The 22,608-nt window shown below is 56.1% G+C and carries 21 protein-coding genes; 7 read left to right on the plus strand and 14 right to left on the minus strand.

Going from position 1 to position 22,608, the window contains the following annotated elements:
- Positions 1 to 146 precede the first annotated feature (146 nt).
- Together ACO6TI_RS18295 and ACO6TI_RS18300 are read left to right on the plus strand one after the other, a co-directional pair.
- Complete coding sequence (locus tag ACO6TI_RS18295) at positions 147 to 3,881, plus strand: tetratricopeptide repeat protein (protein ID WP_422383035.1); 3,735 nt, start codon at positions 147 to 149, stop codon at positions 3,879 to 3,881.
- Positions 3,882 to 3,923: 42 nt separating this feature from the next.
- The gene (locus tag ACO6TI_RS18300) at positions 3,924 to 5,219 is read left to right on the plus strand and encodes a tetratricopeptide repeat protein (RefSeq protein WP_055117204.1); all 1,296 of its coding nucleotides are present in this window, start codon (positions 3,924 to 3,926) and stop codon (positions 5,217 to 5,219) included.
- Between the two features lie 12 nt (positions 5,220 to 5,231).
- Here ACO6TI_RS18300 and ilvC read toward each other — a convergent pair whose 3' ends face one another.
- Both ilvC and ACO6TI_RS18310 read right to left on the minus strand, forming a co-directional pair.
- A complete protein-coding gene (gene ilvC / locus ACO6TI_RS18305; RefSeq protein ID WP_348317764.1) occupies positions 5,232 to 6,251 on the minus strand; it encodes a ketol-acid reductoisomerase in 1,020 nt (339 codons plus the stop codon).
- Between the two features lie 102 nt (positions 6,252 to 6,353).
- Positions 6,354 to 7,004 carry a TetR/AcrR family transcriptional regulator gene (locus tag ACO6TI_RS18310; protein WP_029066362.1) on the minus strand — a complete coding sequence of 217 codons (651 nt, stop codon included), beginning with the start codon at positions 7,002 to 7,004 and terminating at the stop codon, positions 6,354 to 6,356.
- Positions 7,005 to 7,283: 279 nt separating this feature from the next.
- Between ACO6TI_RS18310 and ACO6TI_RS18315 the strand changes: the two genes are divergently transcribed.
- Together ACO6TI_RS18315 and ACO6TI_RS18320 are read left to right on the plus strand one after the other, a co-directional pair.
- Positions 7,284 to 7,649, plus strand: coding sequence for a hypothetical protein (locus ACO6TI_RS18315; protein ID WP_422383036.1), 366 nt, complete (start codon positions 7,284 to 7,286; stop codon positions 7,647 to 7,649).
- Between the two features lie 200 nt (positions 7,650 to 7,849).
- Complete coding sequence (locus ACO6TI_RS18320) at positions 7,850 to 8,704, plus strand: GNAT family N-acetyltransferase (protein ID WP_422383037.1); 855 nt, start codon at positions 7,850 to 7,852, stop codon at positions 8,702 to 8,704.
- 33 nt (positions 8,705 to 8,737) lie between these two features.
- Here the strand turns inward: ACO6TI_RS18320 and ACO6TI_RS18325 are convergent, their stop codons facing one another.
- The 5 genes from ACO6TI_RS18325 to ACO6TI_RS18345 all read right to left on the minus strand — a co-directional run bounded on the left by ACO6TI_RS18325 (position 8,738) and on the right by ACO6TI_RS18345 (position 14,205).
- Positions 8,738 to 9,715: an HpcH/HpaI aldolase/citrate lyase family protein gene (locus ACO6TI_RS18325; RefSeq protein ID WP_422383038.1), complete on the minus strand. Its 978-nt coding sequence runs from the start codon at positions 9,713 to 9,715 to the stop codon at positions 8,738 to 8,740.
- Between the two features lie 178 nt (positions 9,716 to 9,893).
- Complete coding sequence (locus ACO6TI_RS18330) at positions 9,894 to 10,865, minus strand: 2-hydroxyacid dehydrogenase (protein WP_196899218.1); 972 nt, start codon at positions 10,863 to 10,865, stop codon at positions 9,894 to 9,896.
- Entirely contained in the window at positions 10,865 to 11,755 is an 891-nt protein-coding gene (sucD, locus tag ACO6TI_RS18335; protein ID WP_104704162.1) for a succinate--CoA ligase subunit alpha, read from the minus strand. Before sucD ends, ACO6TI_RS18330 begins: the two co-directional genes overlap by 1 nt.
- Positions 11,752 to 12,951 carry a malate--CoA ligase subunit beta gene (locus tag ACO6TI_RS18340; protein WP_055118497.1) on the minus strand — a complete coding sequence of 400 codons (1,200 nt, stop codon included), beginning with the start codon at positions 12,949 to 12,951 and terminating at the stop codon, positions 11,752 to 11,754. The genes sucD and ACO6TI_RS18340 overlap by 4 nt, the downstream gene beginning before the upstream one ends.
- A gap of 9 nt (positions 12,952 to 12,960) precedes the next feature.
- Positions 12,961 to 14,205, minus strand: coding sequence for an aminotransferase (locus tag ACO6TI_RS18345; protein WP_422383039.1), 1,245 nt, complete (start codon positions 14,203 to 14,205; stop codon positions 12,961 to 12,963).
- 246 nt (positions 14,206 to 14,451) lie between these two features.
- Between ACO6TI_RS18345 and ACO6TI_RS18350 the strand changes: the two genes are divergently transcribed.
- Positions 14,452 to 15,060, plus strand: coding sequence for a response regulator transcription factor (locus ACO6TI_RS18350; protein ID WP_055119027.1), 609 nt, complete (start codon positions 14,452 to 14,454; stop codon positions 15,058 to 15,060).
- An 83-nt stretch (positions 15,061 to 15,143) separates the two neighbouring features.
- Here the strand turns inward: ACO6TI_RS18350 and ACO6TI_RS18355 are convergent, their stop codons facing one another.
- The 3 genes from ACO6TI_RS18355 to ACO6TI_RS18365 all read right to left on the minus strand — a co-directional run bounded on the left by ACO6TI_RS18355 (position 15,144) and on the right by ACO6TI_RS18365 (position 17,882).
- Positions 15,144 to 16,475: a GNAT family N-acetyltransferase gene (locus ACO6TI_RS18355; protein ID WP_422383040.1), complete on the minus strand. Its 1,332-nt coding sequence runs from the start codon at positions 16,473 to 16,475 to the stop codon at positions 15,144 to 15,146.
- A 111-nt stretch (positions 16,476 to 16,586) separates the two neighbouring features.
- Positions 16,587 to 17,363 carry a glycerophosphodiester phosphodiesterase family protein gene (locus ACO6TI_RS18360; RefSeq protein ID WP_422383041.1) on the minus strand — a complete coding sequence of 259 codons (777 nt, stop codon included), beginning with the start codon at positions 17,361 to 17,363 and terminating at the stop codon, positions 16,587 to 16,589.
- A gap of 54 nt (positions 17,364 to 17,417) precedes the next feature.
- Positions 17,418 to 17,882 (minus strand): RidA family protein, encoded by a 465-nt coding sequence (locus ACO6TI_RS18365; protein WP_055118491.1) that lies wholly within the window; start codon positions 17,880 to 17,882, stop codon positions 17,418 to 17,420.
- A 278-nt stretch (positions 17,883 to 18,160) separates the two neighbouring features.
- Between ACO6TI_RS18365 and ACO6TI_RS18370 the strand changes: the two genes are divergently transcribed.
- Positions 18,161 to 19,033 carry a cell envelope integrity EipB family protein gene (locus ACO6TI_RS18370; protein WP_208992798.1) on the plus strand — a complete coding sequence of 291 codons (873 nt, stop codon included), beginning with the start codon at positions 18,161 to 18,163 and terminating at the stop codon, positions 19,031 to 19,033.
- Between the two features lie 6 nt (positions 19,034 to 19,039).
- Here the strand turns inward: ACO6TI_RS18370 and ACO6TI_RS18375 are convergent, their stop codons facing one another.
- The 3 genes from ACO6TI_RS18375 to ACO6TI_RS18385 are packed head-to-tail and all read right to left on the minus strand — an operon-like array spanning position 19,040 to position 21,347.
- A complete protein-coding gene (locus tag ACO6TI_RS18375) occupies positions 19,040 to 20,347 on the minus strand; it encodes a DNA polymerase IV (RefSeq protein ID WP_422385317.1) in 1,308 nt (435 codons plus the stop codon).
- A gap of 6 nt (positions 20,348 to 20,353) precedes the next feature.
- Positions 20,354 to 21,055 (minus strand): hypothetical protein, encoded by a 702-nt coding sequence (locus ACO6TI_RS18380; protein ID WP_422383042.1) that lies wholly within the window; start codon positions 21,053 to 21,055, stop codon positions 20,354 to 20,356.
- Complete coding sequence (locus ACO6TI_RS18385) at positions 21,048 to 21,347, minus strand: DUF3572 domain-containing protein (RefSeq protein ID WP_055118486.1); 300 nt, start codon at positions 21,345 to 21,347, stop codon at positions 21,048 to 21,050. The genes ACO6TI_RS18380 and ACO6TI_RS18385 overlap by 8 nt, the downstream gene beginning before the upstream one ends.
- A 135-nt stretch (positions 21,348 to 21,482) precedes the next feature.
- Here ACO6TI_RS18385 and ACO6TI_RS18390 point away from each other — a divergent pair, with 135 nt between their 5' ends.
- Entirely contained in the window at positions 21,483 to 21,854 is a 372-nt protein-coding gene (locus ACO6TI_RS18390) for a response regulator (protein WP_029061433.1), read from the plus strand.
- A 533-nt stretch (positions 21,855 to 22,387) separates the two neighbouring features.
- On the opposite strand, the gene rpmG is transcribed toward ACO6TI_RS18390, so the two are convergent.
- A complete protein-coding gene (rpmG, locus tag ACO6TI_RS18395) occupies positions 22,388 to 22,555 on the minus strand; it encodes a 50S ribosomal protein L33 (RefSeq protein WP_029061434.1) in 168 nt (55 codons plus the stop codon).
- Positions 22,556 to 22,608 lie beyond the last annotated feature (53 nt).

Below are 22,608 nucleotides of genomic sequence, written 5' to 3' on the forward strand. Positions count from 1 at the left end.
TTGCCGGTCCCACAGCAATTTGTTTTAAACGGACTGAAACATGAACTCGCATCGTACTTCACCACGGCTAATGTTGATCCGTGCGGGTTCGGCGCGAACGTGCCGACGTCGGTTGGAAGTTTTTTCTAGGGTGTTTTGGTAGAGCAATGAAATTTGCAGTTTGTTTGTTTGTTGGTCTGGCACTCATGCCGATGGGCACCCTTGCAGCGGGCAAGTCGGGGGATGCGGACCAGGAACAGTCCTGGAGATTGGGCGGCGGCAGCAATTCTTCACTCGGACCGCAACAGAGTGGTCCCGATCACCTGGATACCTTGCCGGATGCGCAGGAGCTCGAGAAACTCCTGTCACGGGAAGCCTCCGAAGACCCCGAAGACCTTTACCGGCTTGGTCTGGCCTATGAAAATGACGAGCTGTGGGAACCGGACTACAAAAAGGCATTTTCATATTTTCAGCGCTCGGAAGCGTTGGGGTATCCCTGGGCAAAGTCACAACTGGGATACTACTACGAAACCGGGATCGCCGGACCTCAGGACCACGAAAAAGCTGTCTCCTACTATCAGCAGGGAGCCGATTACGGCGATAGCTGGAGCGGTCTGCGACTTGGATACCTGTATTTCGACGGGATGGGCATACGCCAGCATGACGGGCAGGCATTTTTCTGGATCCAGTGGGCGAGCAGGGGCGGTGTCCCGGAAGCAACGGCAGCGCTCGGATGGCTATACGAGAACGGGCGCGGAACTGAAGTCGACCTGAAGGAAGCAGCACGGCTCTACAGGAAGGCGGGTGAAGACGGGAACCCGAATGGCTGGGTCAATCTCGGTCTGATGCATGAAACCGGCGCCTTTGGCACGCAGGACTACAAGAGGGCCGCGGAGTTTTACCGGAAGGCAGCCGATGAACAATCCAGCCGGGGAATGCAAAAGCTCGGCTATATCTATTACTGGGGGCTTGGGGGCGATCAGGATCGAAAGCGGGCGGTGTCCTTTTTCAAGCGTGCAATCGACCTCGGTTCCCCCTATGCACACATTTCGCTCGGTCTCGCCTATGAGCAGGGCGGGGGCCTGGAGCAGGACTACGCGAAAGCTGCGGCCCACTACCAAAGCGCCATTGACGCCGAAGGATACTCACGGGCCAAGGCGTATCTGGCCTGGCTCTACCAGGAAGGCCTCGGCGTCGAGCAGGATTTGACCAAATCCAGGGATCTTTTTGAAGAGGCGGCAGCGGTTGGTCAGCCCTTCGCGTTGACCGAACTCGGCTTCGCCCTCGTTTATGGTACCAGCGCTGCTGACAGGGACGTTCATCGTGGGAGGCGGCTTCTGGAGCAGGCCGCCGCAGACGATTACACGGCTGCGATCCTCGTGCTCGCCGAAATGTACGACACAGGAAGCGGCGTTGCGAAGGATCCGGGCGAGGCGCTTGAGCTCTACCGAAAAAGCGCAGATCTGGGTAACTCGGATGCATTTATCGCACTGGGGGATTTTTACGCTGACGGCGATCAGGTTGAAAGGGATTTCGAGAAGGCACTCCAGCTCTATGGCCAGGCGCTCGAGGACGGAAACTCGGATGCGCTCTTCGAACTGGGTTATCTCTATACAAGATCGGAATGGCCCGGGCACGATTTTGACAAGGCGATGGACTATTTCCGCGAGGCGGATGAAGCCGGTGTCGAGAACGCCGCGACATTTCTGGGCATAGCCCATTTTCACGGGGAATGGGCCGACGAAGATGACAAGCAGGCACGCGCTTACTTCGAACGAGCTGCGGACGCGGGCTACTATCTGGCAGCCAAATATCTTGCCTACATGGAAGAAGAAGGCCTTGGCGGCCTGACCGAAAAACATGAAGCAGTCCGTCACTATGAACTCGCCGCCGAGGGCGATGAACTCTTTGCAGCGCAGCGTCTCATGACCGCCTTTGGCGACAATGGCTGGATGACACCGAACCGCAAGAAGGCGCTTCGCTGGACGATCCGAGCAGGGGAACTCGGTGATGCGGATGCAGCCTTTGAAGCGGCGGATGTGCTTCATGACGATCCCTCGCGCGAGAATCTGGAGAAGGCTTCGTCTCTGTACCGGGTTGCCGCCGATGACGGCAATCTGGATGCGTCTGTCAAATGGGCGCGCATGCAGATCCTGGGGGAGGTTGAAGGAGCTGATTTTTTCTACGGACTGGACGAACTCAAGGCCATCGCCGAGGCGTCCCCATTGTCTGCCATCGGCCCGCTCTCTCAGTTGATCAGGAATGATGAGAAGGGACCTGGAAAATCGCGCCGAGAGGCGGAACGCGAGCTCTTTCTGGGACTGGCCTATGCCAACGGCATCATCTTTCCCCAGGACGTCGCCAAGGCGGATGCGCATCTGCGCAGGAGTATCGAAATTTCTTCTGGCGCCATGCCCGTCGTCCATCTTGTAATTGCCGACCTCTTGCTGCGAACACAGCCGAACTCCCCGGAAATCATTGATGAAGTAATGCAGCACCTGAATGTTGCGGCCAACAGAGGTGAAAAGCTTGCGCAACTTGCGCTTGGTGAAGCCTTCGCCATTGGCAAGCTGCAGGGCCGCACAGTGGCCGAGGCAAATGACAAAAAGGCTTTGATGTGGCTTCGGTTGGCGGCGGCAACAATGGAAGATGCACGTTACCTGTTGGGTTCGGGGCTTTTGCGAGGGCTAGATCCTGATGTTGATGTGTCCACCGGAATTGAGATGCTCAAGGACCTTGCCGCGGCCGGGAATGCCAGCGCCGCACTGGAACTTGGCTTTCATTTCAGCAATGAAGCAATCGGTGATGATTATGCGCCGGAAACTGCTCTGGCATGGTTTCAAAAGTCCGCTCGTTTTGGAAACATTGATGCTTTGAATTCAATTGGCCTGCTTCACCAGAACGGGCTGATCGAGGGACACTCGAACGAACTGGCCTACGACTATCTTTTGCGTGCCGCAAACGCAGGTCACGCCGATGCTGCGGGCTCCCTCGGCTGGCACCTAAAAAACGGCATTGGGGTGGAGCGGGACATATTTGCTGCCGAAGACTGGTTTCTGCGATCCCTGGAAGCAGGAAGTGAATGGGCGAGTCTGAATCTCGCAATGCTCTATATCGAACAGGAAAAGAGCTTCGGCCGCACGAAAGCTGGCGAGGCAATTCCGGTTCTTATTGAATACGCTGACAGGGGTGACGCTTACGCGCAAATAACGCTCGGGCGCGTTTTCGCGGACGGCAACATAGTGCCGGCGGACCCGAGACGCGGCGAAACCTATTTCAGGCAAGCGTTGCCGGTGATGCCCAAACCAGCGCATACTGCGCTCGGGAACTACTACTTCCTGGGTAAGGGAGGAGAAGTCGACTACGAAAGAGCATTCAAACACTATTCTGTCGCTGCTGATCTTGGAAGCGGCATTTCACTGAACAATCTTGGCTGGATGTTTGAACATGGCCTCCATGTCGGTCAGGACTACGAACAGGCCGTCACACTTTACAGGGCATCAATTGAAGCTGGAGACACGGGTGCGCTCGTTGCATTCGGGTTGCTGTACCGAGACGGCAAAGGGGTATCACAGGATTACGGAGAAGCGAACAGACTGTTCCGGCAAGCGCTGAGCAGGGGCTCCAGCGCAGGCAAGGCCAATGCAGGATGGATGATGCTTCATGGCTGGGGCGTTGAGCCGAACCGCTCGGAAGGAATGGCCCTTCTGGAAGAGTCCGTTTCCCAGAATGACCACGACGGCACCTACTACATGGCCCTCCTGCTGGAAGAGGGGAAGTTCGTCGAGGCCGATATGGCGACCGCAAAAAAATATTATGAGATTGCGGCGGATCAGGGCAATTTCCTGGCAGAAGCAGCATTGGAACGCCTTCAGGAAACTGAAAAAACAGCCATTCGCTGAAACGGATGCGAGAACAGGGGTGCCTGGCTTTTGAAGCGTTTTTTGGCCTATTTTCTTCCAAGTGCATTCGCCGCGGCCATTCTTGGTTTTTTGGCCGTGTCTGATCCCCGGGTGCTGGAAGTGTCTGCTGGCATGGGAAGTGCCTCGGCCGCAAAGTGGCTTGGTGATCACTACAACCGATATGAAAACAAAAAGGTTTATGATCCGGAGGAGGCGCTTAACTGGTTCAAGCGCGCTGCGGATCTTGGCAATGTTGATGCACTTTACGAGATTGGCGATTTGCATTTCCGCGCCTTGGTCAAAGGTCACACGTACAAAACCGCATTTGAGTACTACCGACGGGCCGCTGACGCCGGACATTTGGGCGGGATGCATCAAACAGCGATCCTTGGGGAAGTTGGCCTCGGAACGGATAAGAATTTGCGAGCTGCCGAGCGCTGGTACAAAAAAGCGATTGAACTCGGCAACACCTCGACGGAATTTAACCTCGCTTTGCTGTATTTTCAGAACCCGGAGGAATTCAGCGCCGACAAGGTTTCGGATGCCGTTACCAAACTGCAAGATCATGCGAAACGAGGTGATTTGTCATCAATTTTTGCTCTGGCCAATGCGTATGTGAATGGAGCAGTTTTGGCAAAAGATGTCGAAAGAGGTCTGGCCATGTATAAGGAATATGCGGAAAAAGAGCCTTACTTTGGTCATGCAGTGCTCGGAGAGCTTTATCTTTCGGGTGCAGTTGTTAAGCCTGACTATCAGAAAGCCTTGAACCATTTTCGAAAGTCAATCGATTCTGGAAACCAAGGTTCTTACTACAGCCTTGCCGAAATGCATGAATTTGGCCTCGGTGTCGAACAGGACTATTCGAAAGCCGCTCAATACTACGGGAAATCTATCGACGCGAAGTCTTTCGGCGGGTTGACGAATCTCGGCATCCTGTATCGCGACGGCAAAGGTGTCGAACGTGACTATGAGGAAGCAATCCGTTTGTTCAAACGGGCCGAAGAGTTGGAAATCCGGGGTGGATCCGCGAATCTCGGCTGGATGCAGCTACAAGGTCTCGGCACGCCGAAGGATGCCTCAAAGGGTCTTGCGATGATTGAGGCAGCTGCGGAAGAAGAGGACGCTTATGGTGCCTATTATTTTGCCCAATTTCTGGAAGAAGGGGTGATTGTGGCTCAGGATCTTGATCGCGCACGAGAGCTTTACAGAATTGCGGGAGACCGTGGAAATTACCCTGCGAAGCAGGCGCTGAAGCGGCTTGAGAAAGCCCAAAAAACCTGTGGGTCTCCAACCAAAGAAAAAGCCGGGCGTCGCTGCCCGGCCTTTCCATATCAGTGAACCAGGTACGGCCTAGTTCTTGGTCTTGTCGACCAGGGCGTTGGACTTGATCCACGGCATCATGCCGCGCAACTTTTCGCCGACTTCCTCGATCTGGTGACCGTCGTTCAGGCGGCGGGTTGCCTTGAACTTGGCAGCGCCCGCGCGGTATTCCTGCATCCACTCGGACGTGAACTTGCCAGTCTGGATGTCTTTCAGGACCCGCCTCATTTCCGCTTTTGTCTCATCTGTGACAATGCGCGGACCGGTGACATATTCACCCCATTCGGCCGTGTTGGAGATGGAGTAGTTCATGTTGGCGATGCCGCCTTCGTAGATCAGATCCACGATCAGCTTCACTTCGTGCAGGCACTCGAAATACGCCATTTCCGGAGCATAGCCGGCTTCCACCAGCGTTTCGAAACCGGCGCGGATCAGCTCGACGAGACCGCCGCAGAGAACGGCCTGTTCACCGAAAAGGTCGGTTTCGCACTCTTCCTGGAACGTGGTTTCGATGATGCCGGAACGGCCGCCACCGACACCGCTGGCGTAGGAAAGGCCAAGGTCAAGGGCGTTGCCGGACGCGTCCTGGTGGACAGCGACCAGGCAGGGCACGCCGCCACCTTTTTCGTACTCGCCGCGTACGGTGTGGCCCGGGCCCTTCGGCGCAACCATGAGGACGTCGACGGAAGCCTTCGGCTCAATCAGGCCGAAATGGACATTGAGCCCGTGTGCAAACGCGATTGCCGCGCCATCACGGATATTTCCGGCAATGTGATCCCTGTAGATGTCGGCCTGAAGTTCATCGGGCGTTGCCATCATCATCAGGTCGGCCCAGGCGGCAGCTTCGGCAACTGTCATCACCTTGAAGCCGTCGGCTTCAGCCTTCAGGGCGGTGGTAGAACCTTCGCGCAGCGCGACGGCAACACCCGGCACACCGCTGTCCTTCAGGTTCATGGCATGAGCACGGCCCTGTGAGCCGTAACCTATGATGGCGACTTTTTTGGACTTGATCAGATTGATATCTGCGTCACGATCGTAATAAACGCGCATGGGTTCCTTTCTCCCGTCTGCATTCCGTTCTTGAGCTAAAGCCGGTCTTTGTCGCCGGTCTTCGTTGTGTTCAGTGTTTCTGGTAAAAGTGCCGTTGAAGCCTCAGGCTCCGAACAGCCGGTAAAAGCGGTCCACCGCCGTTTCGGCCTGTGATTTGAGATCCTGTTCCGCAGCACTGGCGCTTTCCCCCAGCAGCAGGCGAACATGAACGTCGCGTATGGCAAGACCGTAAAGCACCTGGTAGGCGTCTTCGGCATCGTCGAACTTGAGCAATCCGTGGCGGCGGCCGGTTTCCAGCATCGTGCGGGCACGGGACGAAATCATGTGTTTGCCGCGCACCAGCAGCAAATGCCCGAGCCGGTTGGAGTTTGTGTTGGACTGGCCGATGGAAAGACGATTAAGCGCCAGCGAGGTTTCTGAGAAGAGAACGCCCAGAAGCGCCTCGATAAATGCAGTCACATGGGCGCGGAATGTTGCCGGATCCGCGGTCGCTCCGGCTTCCGAGGGAAACTGAACCTGACTTGCCTGATAGGCGACAACTGCCGCGAGCAGGCCGTCGCGGTCGCCGAACCACTTGTAGAGGCTCTCTTTGGAACAACTCGCGGTACGGGCGAGACCGGCGGTTGTCAAAGCCTTCTCACCGCCTTCGACCAGTAGTGTCAGTGCATGCTGCAGCACCACCTGCTGGCGCGGCGAAAACTCAGGCGCGGCGTCCGGGCGGGAAGTGGCGATGTCATAGGCGGCAGCGGGCATGTTCTGGTGCCTGACGGGCTGGAGGATAACTTGATCAAAGGTCGGAACCGTACGGTACGGTTCGGACGCGGTTATCGCACTGGGGTGAGGGGAGGTCAAGAGCGAATTTTCATCCCTGGAAAACAACTGAAGCGTCTTGATGTTGAAGTTTCCGGAAGCAGACATGATATGCGTTTCAGGATGCGGAAAGGGCGCTGCTTGTACGATCACAAGAGAAAAATTGCCTGGTGGATGAACGCGCGCCTTGTTCTTGAGTTGGTCGTTCTACCAGTAATGATAGTGACTACTGCTGCAGCTTTTTTCTTCGGCCGGTCGGATTTCGAGGATACAACCGCCCTTGTAACCTTTGCCGAAATTGTGTGTGAGGCAAAGAAAACTCACCTCGGCAGACCGAGGACAGGTCTATTCGAAACCGAACGGATCGTGTTGCCCTGCAGCAGTTTGAAGACATCGCTCGGAGAAGGATTGCAGGAACATGGGTATGTGCTGGCAAAGACCAGCCAGATAAAGGTCAGGTTCCGTTCCCCGGCCGACAATCGTTTGCATGAAGCATCAGCTCAACTGCGGTCGACCGACGTTTCGGTCGGCGACAGGATCAGGATCGGTGCGTCGAAAGAGGATGTAAGATCCATAAGGGTCGACTGATAACGAAAGAAATGCGCGGACCTTAAGCCAGCGGCTCGGAGACGAATTTCAACCGATCACTGCCATCTTCAGCGCCGTGAGTTGTGCATAGATATTTCAGCAACTACGATAACCGTCCCGCCCTTGCAATTCAGACTGATTCATCTTCTGAACATTGCGTCCCAGGCAACAAACCAAGCGGAGCCAGGCAACAAGCAACCATGTCATATCACATCATCGATTGCCGTGAACTTGATGCAGGACAATTGTGCGCGGCGATGAATTCAGCCTTTTCGGACTATTGCGTTCCGCTTTCGCTGACGGTCGACAAGTTTCTCTATTTCCAGAAGCAGCGCGGATTTTCCGCAGAGCATTCATTCGTATCCATGAGTGGCCCGGACATTGCCGGGTTCTGGTATTCCACAGCACCATCCGCCTCGTACGGTTCCCGAGGCTATGCTGTTTCGGTTGGAACGGATCCCCGGCACAGGCGCAAGGGTATATTGAAGAACCTGTTCAAGGCTGTTGTCGAAAAGCAGAAATCCGATGGCGCGAATGGAATGCAGTTGGAAGTCATCTCGACCAATGAAAGGGCCCTCAGAGCCTATGAATTGTTTGGATACAAGCATCAGAGAACGGTCCGGGTATGCAGGTTGCCGAAACACAGTCTGCCTGTGTCCCGCCGGAATGACCTGAGTATTGATGCTCTCACTGTCGAGGAGCTCCCGGATGATGAGAGCGACTATTTCGATACGCTGCCGACACCTCAAAACAGTCGTGCCTCGCTCACGGCCCTGCGTGGCAGGATGAACCTAATCGGTGTATTGGAAAACGGAAGGCTTCTCGGCTGGGGCGCAGCCAACCCCGATGGTTCGGTTGCCCAGATCGCCGTTCACCGCAACTTTCGCCGCAACGGCATCGGCAGCGTGCTGCTCGAGGGACTTGGGCAGTCGGTGGATACCGACCACCTGACATTTGTGAATGTCGATGTGAGTGCAACGGGCGTCAATGCGTTTTTGGACCGGGCAGGGGCTGAAGACCTTTTGCAGCAGTTCGACATGCAGCTGACCTTCTGATGTCGTTCGCGCCGAAACCGGCCACGCTTGGGATTAGCTTGCTGAAATCTGACGGCTCTTGTCCACCAGAACCTCGGCCTGCCGGATGGAAGCGTAGTCAATCAATCGACCATCAAGCGAAACAGCTCCCTTGCCTGCAGCTTCTGCTTCGGCCATGGCCTCCAGAATGCGCTTGGCTTTGGTCACTTCAGAGTCTGAGGGGCTCATGACTTCATTGGCCAGTTCGATTTGGCTGGGATGGATAGCCCATTTGCCTTCGCAGCCAAGTACAGCCGCGCGTCCGGCTGCTGCCCGGTAGCCGTCTTTGTCCGTAAAGTCGCCAAAGGGACCATCGATGGGACGCAATCCATTGGCGCGCGCTGCCACGACCATGCGCGCGATCGCGTAGTGCCACATATCGCCCCAATGCACATCCCTGCCGCCGTCATGTGCAGGGTCCGTCAGCACCGCATAGTCCGGGTTGACACCACCGATGATCGTGGTGCGCGCACGCGTGCTGGCGGCGTAGTCTGCGACCCCGAAATGGAGACTTTCATTGCGTCTGGAGGCTGCAGCGATTTCATGCACGTTTTGCATGCCGAGTGCCGTTTCGATGATGTGTTCGAAGCCGATCCGCCTCTTGTATCCCCTTGCATCCTCGATCTGCGTTACCAGCATGTCGATGGCGTAGACGTCCGCGGCCGTGCCGACCTTGGGGATCATGATGAGATCCAGCCGTTCTCCGGCCTGTTCAACGATATCCACGACGTCTCGGTACATGTAATGGGTATCCAGTCCGTTGATGCGGATCGACATTGTCTTGTCGCCCCAGTCGATATCGTTCAGGGCCTGAATGATGTTTTTGCGCGCCTGTTCCTTCTCGTCAGGCGCGACTGCGTCCTCAAGATCGAGGAAGATGACATCGGCATTGGACCGGGAAGCCTTTTCAAACATCTGCGGCTGACTGCCGGGCACCGCCAGTTCGCTTCGGTTCAGGCGAGCCAGTGCCTGTTCAACGGGGAAAAAACTCATTTCGATCTCCTTGGGGTACGATTTTTCGGTGGCCGTTGCCTTCCACCGGGAGGATGCTGAGTGCAGCCGGCATTTGTCGTGCCGGATTGTTGGACGGTCGGGCGCACCATCCCCCGTTCGCGGGCACCTGGGGAAGCAGGACCACGCGGTTGGAACTGGTTTTCAGGGAAGCTGATTGTCAGATCACGCGATCTCTCGGATCCCGTCCGTCAAAAAAGTCCGACAGGTTTTCAAGGACACGAAACCCCATTGCCTCGCGGTTTTCTCGCGTAGCACCACCCAGATGAGGCAAGAGGACCAGATTGTCGCAATTCAGCAGGTCGGCGTTGATCCGGGGCTCCCTGACAAAGACATCGAGAGCGGCGCCTCCGATCGTTTCGAAAATGAGGGCATGGACAAGTGCCGCTTCATCGACAAGGTCGCCCCGGGCCGTGTTGATCAGGAACGCATCCGCTTTCATTAGGTTCAGTCTGCGGGCACCGATGAGAGGTTCGTTCGAGCGGGCTTCCGCGCAGTGGAGCGAAACGAAATCGCAAAGTGGCAGCAAGTCATCGACATCTTTTGCCTGTGTCGCGTCGACTTGTTCCAGGATAGCGGGATCGATCCTTTCTTCATCCTGAACCACGATCCTCATGCCGAAACCGTAGTGGGCGCGGCGGGCCAGTTCCTGCCCGGCATTCCCAAATCCTATGATACCGAGCGTCTTGCCGCTGACCCTGGTGCCGATCAGGTGGTCGGGGCACCATCGCGACCAGTTACCGGCGCGAAGGTTCCTCTCGCCTTCGCACGCTCGCCGCCCGGCCATGAGCAGCAGCATCATGGAAAAATCCGCGGTGCATTCCGACGGGTTGTCCGGCGTGTTCGTTACCGTCAGTCCACGCTGCCGCGCCGCCGGTTCACATATGTGGGCATAGCCGTAGCCGAAATTTGCCAGAATCCTCGTTCTGGCGTCCGGCACATCCAGTGCTTCGGCATCCAACCTGTCGGTAACTGTGGGCAGCACCGCGTCAAAGGTTTTGAGTGCCCTGCGGATCTCGGCAGGAGACAAGGGAACGTCGCAAGTGTTGAGGACCGTGTCGTAGCGCTCGCTCAGGACAGCTTCGACGGCTGCCGGCCAGCGTCTTGTCACAAGAACAGTGGGTCTGGTCATCATGCCGCTTCCTTGTAAACGCGCGCAATGGTATCGCCGATGACAGCCGGGTTCTCGGCAACCGTGACGCCGACCGATGAAAGGATTTCGACCTTTTCGGAAGCGCTTTCGCCGAACGCGGAGATAATTGCACCGGCGTGCCCCATTGTCCGGCCCTTCGGGGCGGTCAGGCCCGCGACATATGCCACGACGGGCTTGGAAATGTTGTCCCGTATGTATTCGGCAGCTTCCGATTCCTGCGGCCCGCCGATTTCCCCGATCATGGCAATCACATGCGTGTCGTCGTCCTGTTCGAAACGGGCCAGGATGTCCTTGAATGACGATCCGTTGATCGGATCTCCACCAATACCGACGCTGGTCGACACACCTATGCCATTGTCTTTCAACTGGGCTGCTGCCTCATATCCGAGCGTTCCGGACCGTCCGATGATGCCGACATGTCCGGGCAGGTAGATATGGCCGGGCATGATCCCCAGAAGCGCCTTTCCCGGGCTGATCGTACCGGCGCAGTTAGGCCCCGTCAGAACCATGCGTTTTTCGCGTGGATACCGGTACATGTACCGTTTCACCTGGATCATGTCCTGCGCCGGGATGCCATCCGTGATGCAAACGCAGTAGCGGATACCGCTGTCGGCCGCTTCCATGATCGAATCTGCGGCAAACGGAGGCGGTACGAAAACAAGGCTTGTGTCGGCGCCAGTGGCAGCGACAGCCTGTTTCACCGTGTCATGAACGGGCACGCCCTCCACGGTTTCGCCACCCTTGCCGGGAACAACGCCGGCGACGACATTTGTGCCGTAGCGCAGCATGTCCTTGGTATGAAAGCGCGCCATGCGGCCGGTAATACCCTGCACGATGACGCGGCTGTCACGGTCGATTAGAATGCTCATTGCGCGGCCCTCAATCTGGTGCCTTGCGACAGGTCCCGTTGCCAGGCGCCTACAACGCGCTCGGCAGCTTCCATCAAGGTGGTCGCCCGGATGATCGGCAGGCCGGACTTGGCCAGGATCTTTTGTCCTTCTTCCACGTTCGTGCCGGCAAGGCGCACCACCACGGGAATATCGATCTGCTGTTCTTTCAGCGCCAGAACAACCCCTTCGGCGACCCAGTCGCAGCGGTTTATCCCGGCGAAGATATTGACCAGGACGGCCTGGACATTCTTGTCGGAAAGGACGAGGCCAAACGCTTTGGCGACGCGTTCCGGCGAGGCTCCACCTCCAATATCGAGGAAGTTTGCCGGATCTCCTCCGGCCAGTTTGATCGTGTCCATCGTTGCCATCGCAAGACCTGCACCATTGACGATGCAGCCGATGTTGCCGTCCAGCCCGACATAGGACAGGCCGCGATCCGCTGCACGGCTCTCTCGCGGGTCTTCCTGCGATTTGTCGCGCAATTCACTGATCTGGGGATGCCGGTAGAGTGCGTTGTCGTCGAAGCTCATCTTGGCGTCGAGGGCAACAACGCGCTTGTCGGTAGTGATGGCCAACGGGTTGACCTCCACCATGGTGGCATCGAAATCGAGAAACGCGCGATAACACCCCTGCAGAGTGCGCACCATGTGCTGCACGAGTCCCGGTTCGACCTTTAGTTCGAACGCGATTTCCCGGGCCTGGAATTCCTGAAGGCCGACAGCAGGTTCCACGGTGGAGCGAACGATACTTTCTGGCCGCGTGGAGGATATTTCCTCAATTTCCATCCCTCCCTCCGAAGAGGCGACAATCATGACACGTTGGCTGGAGCGGTCGAGCACGAACCCAAGATAGATCTCTCGCTCGATCTGGGCCGTGGTCTCCACATAGACCCGGTAGATATCCTTGCCTTCCGGACCGGTCTGGTGCGTCACCAGCTTGCGCCCGAACATGTTGTCGCAGGCATCATGGATTTCGTCCTGCGTCTGGCAGATTTTCACACCACCTGCCAGACCACGCCCGCCGGCGTGAACCTGGGCTTTTACAATCCATTGGTCGCCACCGAGTTCCCGCGCGCGATAGGCGGCTTGTTCCGGGCTGTAGGCCAGGGCCCCCTTCGGCACCTCGACGCCGAATTTGGCGAGAATTTCCTTCGCCTGATACTCATGGATGTCCATTCCGGCCTCCTATTGTGCCGCGACCGATGTGCCGTAATGCTTGTGTAGCGAGGTTTCGAGAGCCTCCTGATCGACGTCGGCCCCAAGCTTGCGCATGGCTTCGGCAAAGCGGTTGGCAATGTCCCAGATCGCCCCGGCATTCAGTTGGTTCAAAATGCCGATACGAATTTGAACCGGAGCCGAAAGTGTCGGCCAGATGCCGAAACCCTCCGCACGGCAGTTCTGTACCAGTTCCATCTCGCGGCCAGCCAGATGGTCCGGCAGGTTGAGAACGACCAGACTGGTCATGTCGGACGTCACATTGCAGCCCAGAGTGGCAACGGCGTCACGCAGGGCTGCTTCGTGGAGACGGTAGGAAGCTGCCCGGTTCGCAAGGCCCTCTTGCAGGGTCAGGCGCAGCGATTCATGGAAAGCTGCAACGGCGTAACCGGAATGCGTGCGGTGATACGTTCCCTTGTCGACATCTGCCCCGTCAACAATTCCCCAGTGCCGCGCCTCAAGTATGGGATTGTGCACGTAGGTATAGGCACCGGTTGTCTTGAGCGTTTCGATGTACGTGTCGCGGAAGCTGACGGGTGCATAGGTCAGTGGCAGGCAGCACAAACCTTTTTGAGGGCAGGAGGCCCAGCCTGCCACACCCGGAAAGTCATCGATCGAAAAATCATCTACCCCAAGAGAGGATACCGCATCCACAAGCCCCATGACACCATGGCGTATGCAGGCATCCGAAAAGCCGCGCAGATCGTTGACACGGCCGGAACCGGTTTCCCAATGCGCCATGAATGCCCATTTTGGCTGGTGTTCGTCGAGGACTTCCTCCACCAGTTCGCCGGTTACCGGCTGGCCGTGTGGCACATTGATGACGACGACGCTCGCCGGGCAGGGATCAAGAGGATCGGCGGCCAGTTCGCAAGGAGTTGCTGCCTTGATGCGAAGGGTCAAGGCATCGATCCCGGAGAATGTGCCGTTGGAAAACGCAACAACCTTGTCTCCAGGCATGATCGCTGAGAACATCGCGTCCAGACCACTCCAGCCCGTACCTGCGATGGCAAAGGTATAGGTGTTGGTGGTACCCCAGATTTCACGCAACATGTGTTTGCACTCGATCATGCCCCGCAGGACGTCAGCGTGCATATGATCAGCAACACCGGCCCGTGCGAAGGCACGAAGCACGCGGGCATCTGTGTTACCTGGCCCCGGGCCAGCCGCAAGGGTTTCGGGAATGTCCAGTTGGGGAAAAATCTCTGTCGGCATCTGCAGTTTCCTCCGCGCTGATCGCTTGAGCCGGTGGCCCATGTTCCCCTAGGAAAACCTCGGCTTGCGTGTTTGCGCAATGGAAGTTACTACTGCTTTCGGACATCTAATCGGATGGGATAAATCCTACCCATTCGGATAGTAGATGGTAATTCTACCAGACATTCAGCTATCTGTTTGGGTAGTTTGTTTTCAATAGTGGTGTAAAAACAATTGGTTGAGAATCCCGGCTCTCCGATAAACATCATGCTCGCGGACAGCAATCCCTTGGTTCTGTCGGCAATGTCCGAGATTTTCGACAAGGACACCCGTTTCTCGCTCGTGGCAACGTCCGCAACAGCTGAAGGGTTTCTTGGAACGGTCATGCGCGTGCCGGTGCAGGTCGGCGTCGTCGAATGGAACCTGCCGGCCCTTGGTGGCGCGAAGCTGATCGAGGTTCTGCGGGAAAACGAAGCCGCGCCGCGATTTGTCGTTTACGGAGATGCCGCCGGAGATTTGCCGAGGCTGGCGATGCAGGCCGGTGCCGCCGGATTCGCACCAAGATCCGGTGAAATTGAGGGATTGGTGGAAACCTGTGTTGACGTGGCCGCCGGAAAAATGGTGTTTCCGTTTATCGACGTTCGCCAGATGCAGCAGGATCCGATCTATAGTCTCTCCCGGAAGGAAAAAGTGATCCTGGAGGCTCTGTCGAGCGGCATGTCCAATCGCGAATTGTCGAAATCTCTGCAGATATCGACCAACACGGTCAAGTTCCACCTTTCGAATATCTACGAAAAGCTATCGGTCAAAAACCGCGCGCAGGCGATTGTCTATTATTACTCTTCCCAGACTGCCGGCATGAAGGATAGGGACTAGGTTAGGAAGCCAGTCGTTCGAACGGGGCTTGGTGCCAGTTTTTCCGGAGCGTCAAATTGCGCTGCCTGATTGTCTGAACCCGCTCAGTCACCTTTCTTGAAGGGCGCCTGGTCTGCAAGCGCCTCGTTTTCGCGCTCCACCGCGAAACGTTCCTGTTCCAGGTAGTCAGCGACAGCCTGATGCAGCCCTTCATGGGCGATCCAGTGGGCGGAGTAGGTCGTTGCCGGCAGATATCCGCGCGCAAGTTTGTGGGCACCCTGCGCCCCGGCTTCGACACGTTTCAATCCGTTGGCAATTGCGAAATCGATGGCCTGATAGTAGCAGAGCTCGAAATGCAGAAAGGGATGGTCTTCACAACATCCCCAGTGACGGCCGAACAGTGTTTCCGAACCGATGAAATTGAGAGCGCCCGCGATATAGCGCCCGTGTCGCTTGGCCAGAATCAGCAGCGTTCGCTCCGCAAGTCTCTCATTGATCAGTGAAAAGAATTTCCGGTTGAGATACGGCCGTCCCCATTTGCGGGAACCCGTGTCCATGTAAAAACCGTAAAACGCGTCCCAATGAGCTTCGGTGAGATCCGGTCCGGTTACCCACTCCACCTCTATGCCGTCGGCACAAAGCGCCTCGCGCCGCTCCTTCTTGATAGCCTTCCGTTTTCTTGAGGCAAGATCGGTCAGAAATTCGTCGAAACTTTCATAGCCGTGATTTTCCCAGTGAAACTGCTGATCGGTTCGCTGGAGATAACCCAGATCGCCCAGACCGTCCCATTCTCCCTTTGTCAGGAAGGTGGCATGGACCGACGAGGCGCCAGTGCGCTGGCAAACCTGTACAAGGCCTGCGGCAAGCGCTTGCAGACCGGCTTCCCGGTTGATCCCGGGTCCGATCAGAAACCTGCGGCCCGTCGCAGGGGTGAAAGGGACCGAAATCTGGAGTTTGGGATAATAGTCGCCGCCGGCACGGTAGAAGGCATCCGCCCAGCTGTGGTCGAAGACGTATTCTCCCTGAGAATGGCTTTTCAGATAAGCCGGAACCGCTCCCAGAACAGCGCCTGTTTCGTCTTCCAGAAGCATATGTCTTGGCAACCAGCCAGTCGCATTTGTAGCACATCCCGATTCTTCCAGAGAATAAAGAAAGCTATGCGATAGGAATGGGTTAAAAGACTTATCTTCAGAAAAAGGTTCAACTTCAGATCCAAGAAGGGAAGCAAGTTCGGAAGCGGTTGATTGACCGGGTAGGTGGCATTGGTCGGTTTTCTCAAGAGCGCCGCTTTCCGAGAGCTTCCACCCCGGATTGGCCACTGCGTCCCAGGCATCGGATGAAACATCCTTCAGCGATGAAAGGATGCGCAGGGATGCGGTCGGTCCGCCGCCGTCAGCGTCCGGATCTTTGCTTTCCTCAGAATGGGAAGAACTCATGCGTCAACAGCAGCCAATTTTGGGAACCATTCTCGGAATGTAGCGCTGTTGCCTTGCATCGCAAGAGGGCAGCGAAAATCAATGTTTTGAAGCGAGGAGAAAGCGGCCCGTTCAGGGACTGGTGTTGTCGATGTCCGGGTCGAAGCCTTCGAACACGATCTGGTCCGCATAGCGGGCAGCGGTTTCGCGCTGGTCTCTGGTTCTGACCGTCCATGTCATGAGCGGCAGCTTGAACAAGGACCTGAGCAGGCTGGGTCCGGCTCTGGGCAGATCCTTGACGCCGTAGGAGATGAAATGCGGACGCGTGCGCGGAGCGTGCAGCAAATGACGCAGGATGAAGCGATCGGTGCGTCCATAGCGGGCATAGCCCGGACCGGACTCTGCTCCGTCGGCCACAATTCCACGCAGAACGGAAGGATTTGCACGCCGCGCATGGGACAGCATGTCCGGATCGAAGGTCTTGATGCAGGCCGGGCCACGGTACCTGGCGACCTGATCAGTGACATCGCGCACGAATGTGCCTTGCGCGTCACGCCGCATGAGGGACTTGATCTCTATGACAAGCGGGACTTTTCCGTCTACGAGATCGAACAGGTCCTGCAAGAACCAGAGTTTGTCGGTGCCGGTCTTCATGTGGATCCCGGCGAGATCGTCTGACGGCAGGTCGATGACCTTGCCCGTGCCCTCTGCCAGTCGGTCCAGGGTATAGTCGTGAAAGACCAGAGCCTTGCCATCGGCCGTTTCCTGGACGTCTACCTCTATGGCGAAGTTTTTCCCGATCGCTGCTGTAATGGCCGTCGGCGTGTTTTCAATAATGCCGTTGTCGGCATCATGGTATCCGCGATGCGCAATCGGGCGGGCGAAAATGGCTTCGAGGTCTGCTGTCATGGATGAGGATCAGTCCGGGTGGCTGCGCCAATGGAGGAATTGCGAAGCGGCAGGTCAGTCTTCGATTTCAAAAATAGCGTCGATTTCAACCGCAACGCCAAAGGGCAGGGAGGCCGCGCTGACGGCGGATCGGGCGTGTCGTCCCTTGTCCCCCATCGCTTCCACGAGGAAGTCGGAGGCACCATTGATGACCTGAGGTTGATCTGTGAAATCATCGGTAGAATTCACAAAGCCGACAATTTTCACAAGGCGCGTAACCTTGTCGAGATTACCGGTCGCGGCCTTGGCCTGTGCAAGAAGATTGATGGCACAGAACCGGGCTGCAGACTTTCCGCTTTCAAGGTCAACATCGGCACCGAGCTTGCCCGTCACTTGGATCTTGCCATCCATCATGGGAAGCTGTCCTGAGATATAGAGCTGGTTTCCTGTTTTCACGAAGGGGACGTAGTTCGCTGCCGGCGCGGCTGCTTCGGGCAGGGAAACTCCGAGGTCCTTAAGACGGTTTTCGATGATGCTCATTGGTTCGCTCCGGCTCGGATGGATGTGTCGGTGTCTTGGCGCAATTTGGAAATGCTGACAAGGCCAAATCAGTCACGGATCTGAAAATGAACCTGTGGAGGAGATTGGATTGTTTTCGCGAAGGTCTCTTAACCGCCGGTTTTATGAAATAAGTCACCCTTTCCTGATTTTCGTTTACCTGCTGATTTTCGCTGTGGCGTAAGGTGCAGATAATCGCATAATGACTGCCAGGGCCCTGACGGTGGCTGTACCGTTGGCGTGAAACTGAGGAATTACAGATGCAGCGCATTCTCATGTCGGGGTCTTTGGCAGGTCCTGCATTCGCAATCATTGTCACCACGTGCCTTGTTTCGGGAACGGCCTCCGGAGCAACAGTCGGCAAATCCGCTGGCTACAAGCTGGTTCCGCACCAGGCGGTCTACGACATGAAGCTTGGCGAAAAAGAAGACAATTCCGGAATTTCCGGCTTGAGTGGTCGGATGGTCTACGAGTTTACCGGAAACGCCTGCGAGGGCTACAGCGTCAACTTTCGCTTTGTGACACGCTTTCAAAATGCCGACGGCGGATCACAGGTGACCGATCTGCAGACGACTTCCTTTGAAGAGCCGCAGGCAGAGAGCTACCAGTTTCTTTCCAAAACCTTTGTGGACCAGGAGTTGGTGGAGGAATCTAAGGGCAAAGCAACCGCCGGGACGCAGACCAAGACGATCAATCTGAAAGCGCCGTCCGAGAAGTCACTTGAGATCGGGCACGAAGTTCTTTTTCCGACCGAGCATCTGCTGACCATTCTGGAGTCAGCTGAAAACGGTGTTCCGTTTATTTCCGCCGATATCTACGACGGCGCCGAATCCGGCGAGAAGGTCTATGCAACGACAACCGTCATCGGCTCGAAAACGGTCAGCCCGGTCAAAGCCGATACCGAGGATCCGGATGCACCTCTGGCAGGTTTGAACTACTGGCCGGTGACAGTTGCGTATTTCGATCCGGGTGCGGAAGATGCAACCGGGGAACTGACACCGGTCTACCAGTTGTCGTTCTGGCTCTTTCAAAATGGTGTCAGCGGGCACCTGACGCTCGATTACGGGGATTTCACCATCAAGGGCAAGATGGCTGCGCTGGAACTTCACGAAGATACCGGTTGTCCTCAATAGCAAGCGTCAGGATTTTCGAGGTTTGTCTGACGATCTGGCGGCATGTGTAAGGCCCAGTTCGACAGCTGAATTTCCGAACTTGTCACGAAGCTTGTCTACTGCGATCTCGGCGTTCTTGCGTCTTTCTGCTGAATCGTCGAGCAAGTCCTCAGGATCGGCCTGATCGGCCGGTTCCAGGTCGCTGACACCGATACCGATCAAACGGAACCGGCGCCCGTCCGTCTCATTTTCGAGTAACGATTCTCCCGCTGCATAGATCTTGTCTGCCAGCTGGGTCGGGTCACCAAGATGCCGGGCGCGTGTGATGGTCCTGAAATCGGCTGTCTTGAGCTTGAGTGTTATTCCGCGTCCTGAAAGGTCGGATTTTTTCAGCCTCGAAGACACCTTTTCAGACAGGTTTCGCAGGATCGGGCGGAGCGTTTCGAAGCTGGAGATATCCGATCTGAACGTTGTCTCCGTCGAGACGCTCTTTGCCCCACGTTCCGGCTTCACCAACCGGCTGTCATCCCCATGAGAAAGTGAAGCCAGACGCAGGCCGATCGAACCGTAGCGCCGTGCGAGTTCGGCGGCCTCCATTGTCTGCAACTGGCCGATGGTCTTGATCCCGTCCTTTTCCAGTTTTTTCTGGAACACCTTGCCAACTCCCCAGATACGGCCGACAGGCATTGGCGCCAGCACAGTTTCGGCTTCTTCGGCACCGATAACGGAAAAGCCTCGCGGTTTTTCAAGATCGGACGCGAGCTTGGCCAGAAACTTGTTTGGCGCAAGGCCCACGGAGGCGGAAATGCCTATGTCCGCTTCGACTCCGCGGACGAATTTCGCCATTGTTTCGGCAGGTGTAGCCTGGTGCAGTCGCTCAGTACCGGTCAGGTCCAGGAATGCCTCATCAATCGAAATCGGTTCGACGAGCGGGGTCAACGCCCGCATGCGCTCCCGGATTTCCTTTCCAACCCTGGAGTATTTTTCCATGTTCGGCTTGATGACCACGGCATCGGGGCAGGCCTCGAGGGCCTTGAACATGGGCATGGCAGATCGCACACCGTAGATACGGGCAATGTAGCAGCAGGTGGAAACAACACCACGCTGGCCGCCTCCGACAATCAAGGGTACATCCTGAAGCTCGGGATTGTCGCGTTTTTCCACGGACGCGTAAAAGGCGTCGCAATCGATATGTGCGATCGCCAGAAGATCAAGTTCGGCGTGTGACACCATTCGCGGACTGCCGCAGGACGAGCACCGCAAAATGGAGGCAGCGGGCCTGGCACCGCAGTCCCGGCAGAGTGCTTTCTGGTCTTTTGGGTGTCCGGTCACTATGAGGTGTCACTTCTGCGGTTGATTGCCACCGGTTTCGACTGCTTCTTGAAGGATAGCCGTGATGAAGTCAGCCGTCTCGTGCCAATCCCCGGTCAGCAGGTCAATATGTGTTTCCTTTTCGGTCGCAGCCCGGAACCTGTGGTCCGCAATGAACTGGATCTTGATCGAACTTGGCAGGCTGGCATGAACCGAGGAGTGGTTTGTCGGACTGTCGTCGATGAACACGACAGGGGTTGGGCGGCCAGCGGCGAGAGCTGCGACGGCACCACCTTTGGGTCCAAAATTCGTGACGACGGGGTAAGGGATGCCCATGCCAGACAGCAACTTTTCACGTGCCGGTTTGTTGTGACCACCGGGAAGGTTGGTCAGCAACACGATCTCCCATGTTTCTGCCAGGGCCTGTAGTGAAGCGTCGGCACCGTGAACCATGTCTTGCCTGTGACTGACCTCGTCAAAGAAATTCAACAGATGCTTGCGGACCTCAATGGCGGGGATCGCAGCACGATGTTTGCGGTGACCAATGTTACCCGTTAGCCGATACTCGTGATTCAGAAAAACAAGGTCGCGTTCGTTCAGATAGACCTCCAGGTGTTTGATGAGATGAAGGATGACTTCATCCACGTCGCAGATGATCAAGGGGCGATTGGAAACGGGTAGTTCCTTTATCTGCGCCAGGACTTCAGGAAGGACCGGTGACGGTTCAGGCATCGTCGGGAGATCCTCCTGCAAGCGCATATCTTGCTGCGGCCATCATGGTTGGCCGAATGCTTGAGTTTTCGCAAAACGCGAGCAGGAGCGGTTCGTCCATCATGTAGAATTCCAGGACACCGGCAAGGAAGCCTGGTTCGCTGGCTGCTGCTCGAATCATGTCGGGACCGATTCCCGAAAATGCCAGGAAACGGCCTATTTGCTCCGGATCGCGACTGAGTTGGAGGAGAGCTTCAGTGGCAATTCCTTGAGCTTCTTCAACGGATAATGACTTTCCTTGCATATTTTTCATTGTGTTTTTTTGCCTTTCTGAAACGATTCCGGGTTACAACAAATCTACTGCGGACGGGGGTGGCGTTCTACCGCATAGAAAATTGCGTCGAGAGAGAGTGGGACCGGCGAACCGCCGGGCAAAGGACCGGACTATATGGCAAAAACCGTATTGATCGTGGAAGACAACGAGCTGAACATGAAACTGTTTCATGATCTGCTGGAAGCTCACGGCTACAATACGCTGCAGACCCGAACCGGTATAGAAGCGCTGCAGCTTGCCCGTGATCACCACCCGGACCTGATTCTGATGGATATTCAATTGCCGGAAGTGTCTGGATTGGAAGTGACGAAGTGGATCAAGGAAGACGACACCATTTCCTCGATACCGATCATTGCCGTGACTGCGTTTGCCATGAAAGGTGACGAAGAGCGCATTCGCCAGGGCGGATGTGAGGCTTACATTTCGAAGCCGATTTCAGTCGCGAAATTTCTGGAAACCGTGCGGGGATATCTCGGCGAAGCCTGATTGTCTTCTCCGGGCCAGACAATTTTACCGGCAAACAAACTTGAAGATCTGGTACAATCAAGGGGTGTTCAAGGCTTCAGTAGTCCTCAAGGGTAGTCTTTCGATTAGGTGATCCTGCTTCACGTTAAGGTTACGAATTTACTAAAATATCATTGTATCTGTGCATATTTTGCGGAATTTATTGCAATCAGGTTCCAATAGGGTAGTGTGTCCGCAGATTAGAGTAGCTTCTGATCGCGTCTTTGACGTTAACTTTTTTGTCCTTACGTTAAGTATGACAAAAGTTTCCCCTCGGAGTGCTCAGGTCCGCCGCATCTCCTGGGTCCGTGGGGTAGGTCGGCAGGGAACCGGCCGAAGAGTGGCCTCCTCGAATGCCGTGTTCCCGCCGACCACTATCTCATTGCTTCGCAAAACCAGGATCATGCCCGTGACAATAGCGAGATTGTCGCTGTCACCGGTTTAAAGATCGATTTTTTCAACAAAAAAACCCGCCTGCAATGGCGGGTTTTTTGGTTTACCGGAAACGCCCGGATTTACTTGATTTTTGCTTCCTTGAACTCGACATGCTTCTTGGCAATCGGGTCGTATTTCCTCTTGACCATTTTTTCGGTCATCGTGCGGGAGTTCTTCTTGGTGACATAGAAGAAGCCGGTGTCCGCCGTGGAGGTGAGCTTGATTTTGATTGTTGTCGCCTTGGCCATGGCCTTGGATCCTGTTCTCGGTTGTCGGGCATAGGGTTCGGGTGGCCAGATTG

Source organism: Roseibium album, from assembly GCF_965233825.1.
Lineage (GTDB): Bacteria > Pseudomonadota > Alphaproteobacteria > Rhizobiales > Stappiaceae > Roseibium > Roseibium album.

Coding starts and splice junctions, on each gene's coding strand:
- ilvC (WP_348317764.1), bottom strand. CDS start 6,251: ATGCGCGTTTATTACGATCGTGACGCAGATATCAATCTGATCAAGTCC.
- ACO6TI_RS18320 (WP_422383037.1), top strand. CDS start 7,850: ATGTCATATCACATCATCGATTGCCGTGAACTTGATGCAGGACAATTG.
- ACO6TI_RS18340 (WP_055118497.1), bottom strand. CDS start 12,951: ATGGACATCCATGAGTATCAGGCGAAGGAAATTCTCGCCAAATTCGGC.
- ACO6TI_RS18350 (WP_055119027.1), top strand. CDS start 14,452: ATGCTCGCGGACAGCAATCCCTTGGTTCTGTCGGCAATGTCCGAGATT.
- ACO6TI_RS18325 (WP_422383038.1), bottom strand. CDS start 9,715: ATGAGTTTTTTCCCCGTTGAACAGGCACTGGCTCGCCTGAACCGAAGC.
- ACO6TI_RS18345 (WP_422383039.1), bottom strand. CDS start 14,205: ATGCCGACAGAGATTTTTCCCCAACTGGACATTCCCGAAACCCTTGCG.
- ACO6TI_RS18295 (WP_422383035.1), top strand. CDS start 147: ATGAAATTTGCAGTTTGTTTGTTTGTTGGTCTGGCACTCATGCCGATG.
- rpmG (WP_029061434.1), bottom strand. CDS start 22,555: ATGGCCAAGGCGACAACAATCAAAATCAAGCTCACCTCCACGGCGGAC.
- ACO6TI_RS18385 (WP_055118486.1), bottom strand. CDS start 21,347: ATGAAAAATATGCAAGGAAAGTCATTATCCGTTGAAGAAGCTCAAGGA.
- ACO6TI_RS18360 (WP_422383041.1), bottom strand. CDS start 17,363: ATGACAGCAGACCTCGAAGCCATTTTCGCCCGCCCGATTGCGCATCGC.
- ACO6TI_RS18380 (WP_422383042.1), bottom strand. CDS start 21,055: ATGCCTGAACCGTCACCGGTCCTTCCTGAAGTCCTGGCGCAGATAAAG.
- ACO6TI_RS18355 (WP_422383040.1), bottom strand. CDS start 16,475: ATGAGTTCTTCCCATTCTGAGGAAAGCAAAGATCCGGACGCTGACGGC.
- ACO6TI_RS18365 (WP_055118491.1), bottom strand. CDS start 17,882: ATGAGCATCATCGAAAACCGTCTTAAGGACCTCGGAGTTTCCCTGCCC.
- ACO6TI_RS18370 (WP_208992798.1), top strand. CDS start 18,161: ATGCAGCGCATTCTCATGTCGGGGTCTTTGGCAGGTCCTGCATTCGCA.
- ACO6TI_RS18390 (WP_029061433.1), top strand. CDS start 21,483: ATGGCAAAAACCGTATTGATCGTGGAAGACAACGAGCTGAACATGAAA.
- ACO6TI_RS18330 (WP_196899218.1), bottom strand. CDS start 10,865: ATGACCAGACCCACTGTTCTTGTGACAAGACGCTGGCCGGCAGCCGTC.
- sucD (WP_104704162.1), bottom strand. CDS start 11,755: ATGAGCATTCTAATCGACCGTGACAGCCGCGTCATCGTGCAGGGTATT.
- ACO6TI_RS18310 (WP_029066362.1), bottom strand. CDS start 7,004: ATGCCCGCTGCCGCCTATGACATCGCCACTTCCCGCCCGGACGCCGCG.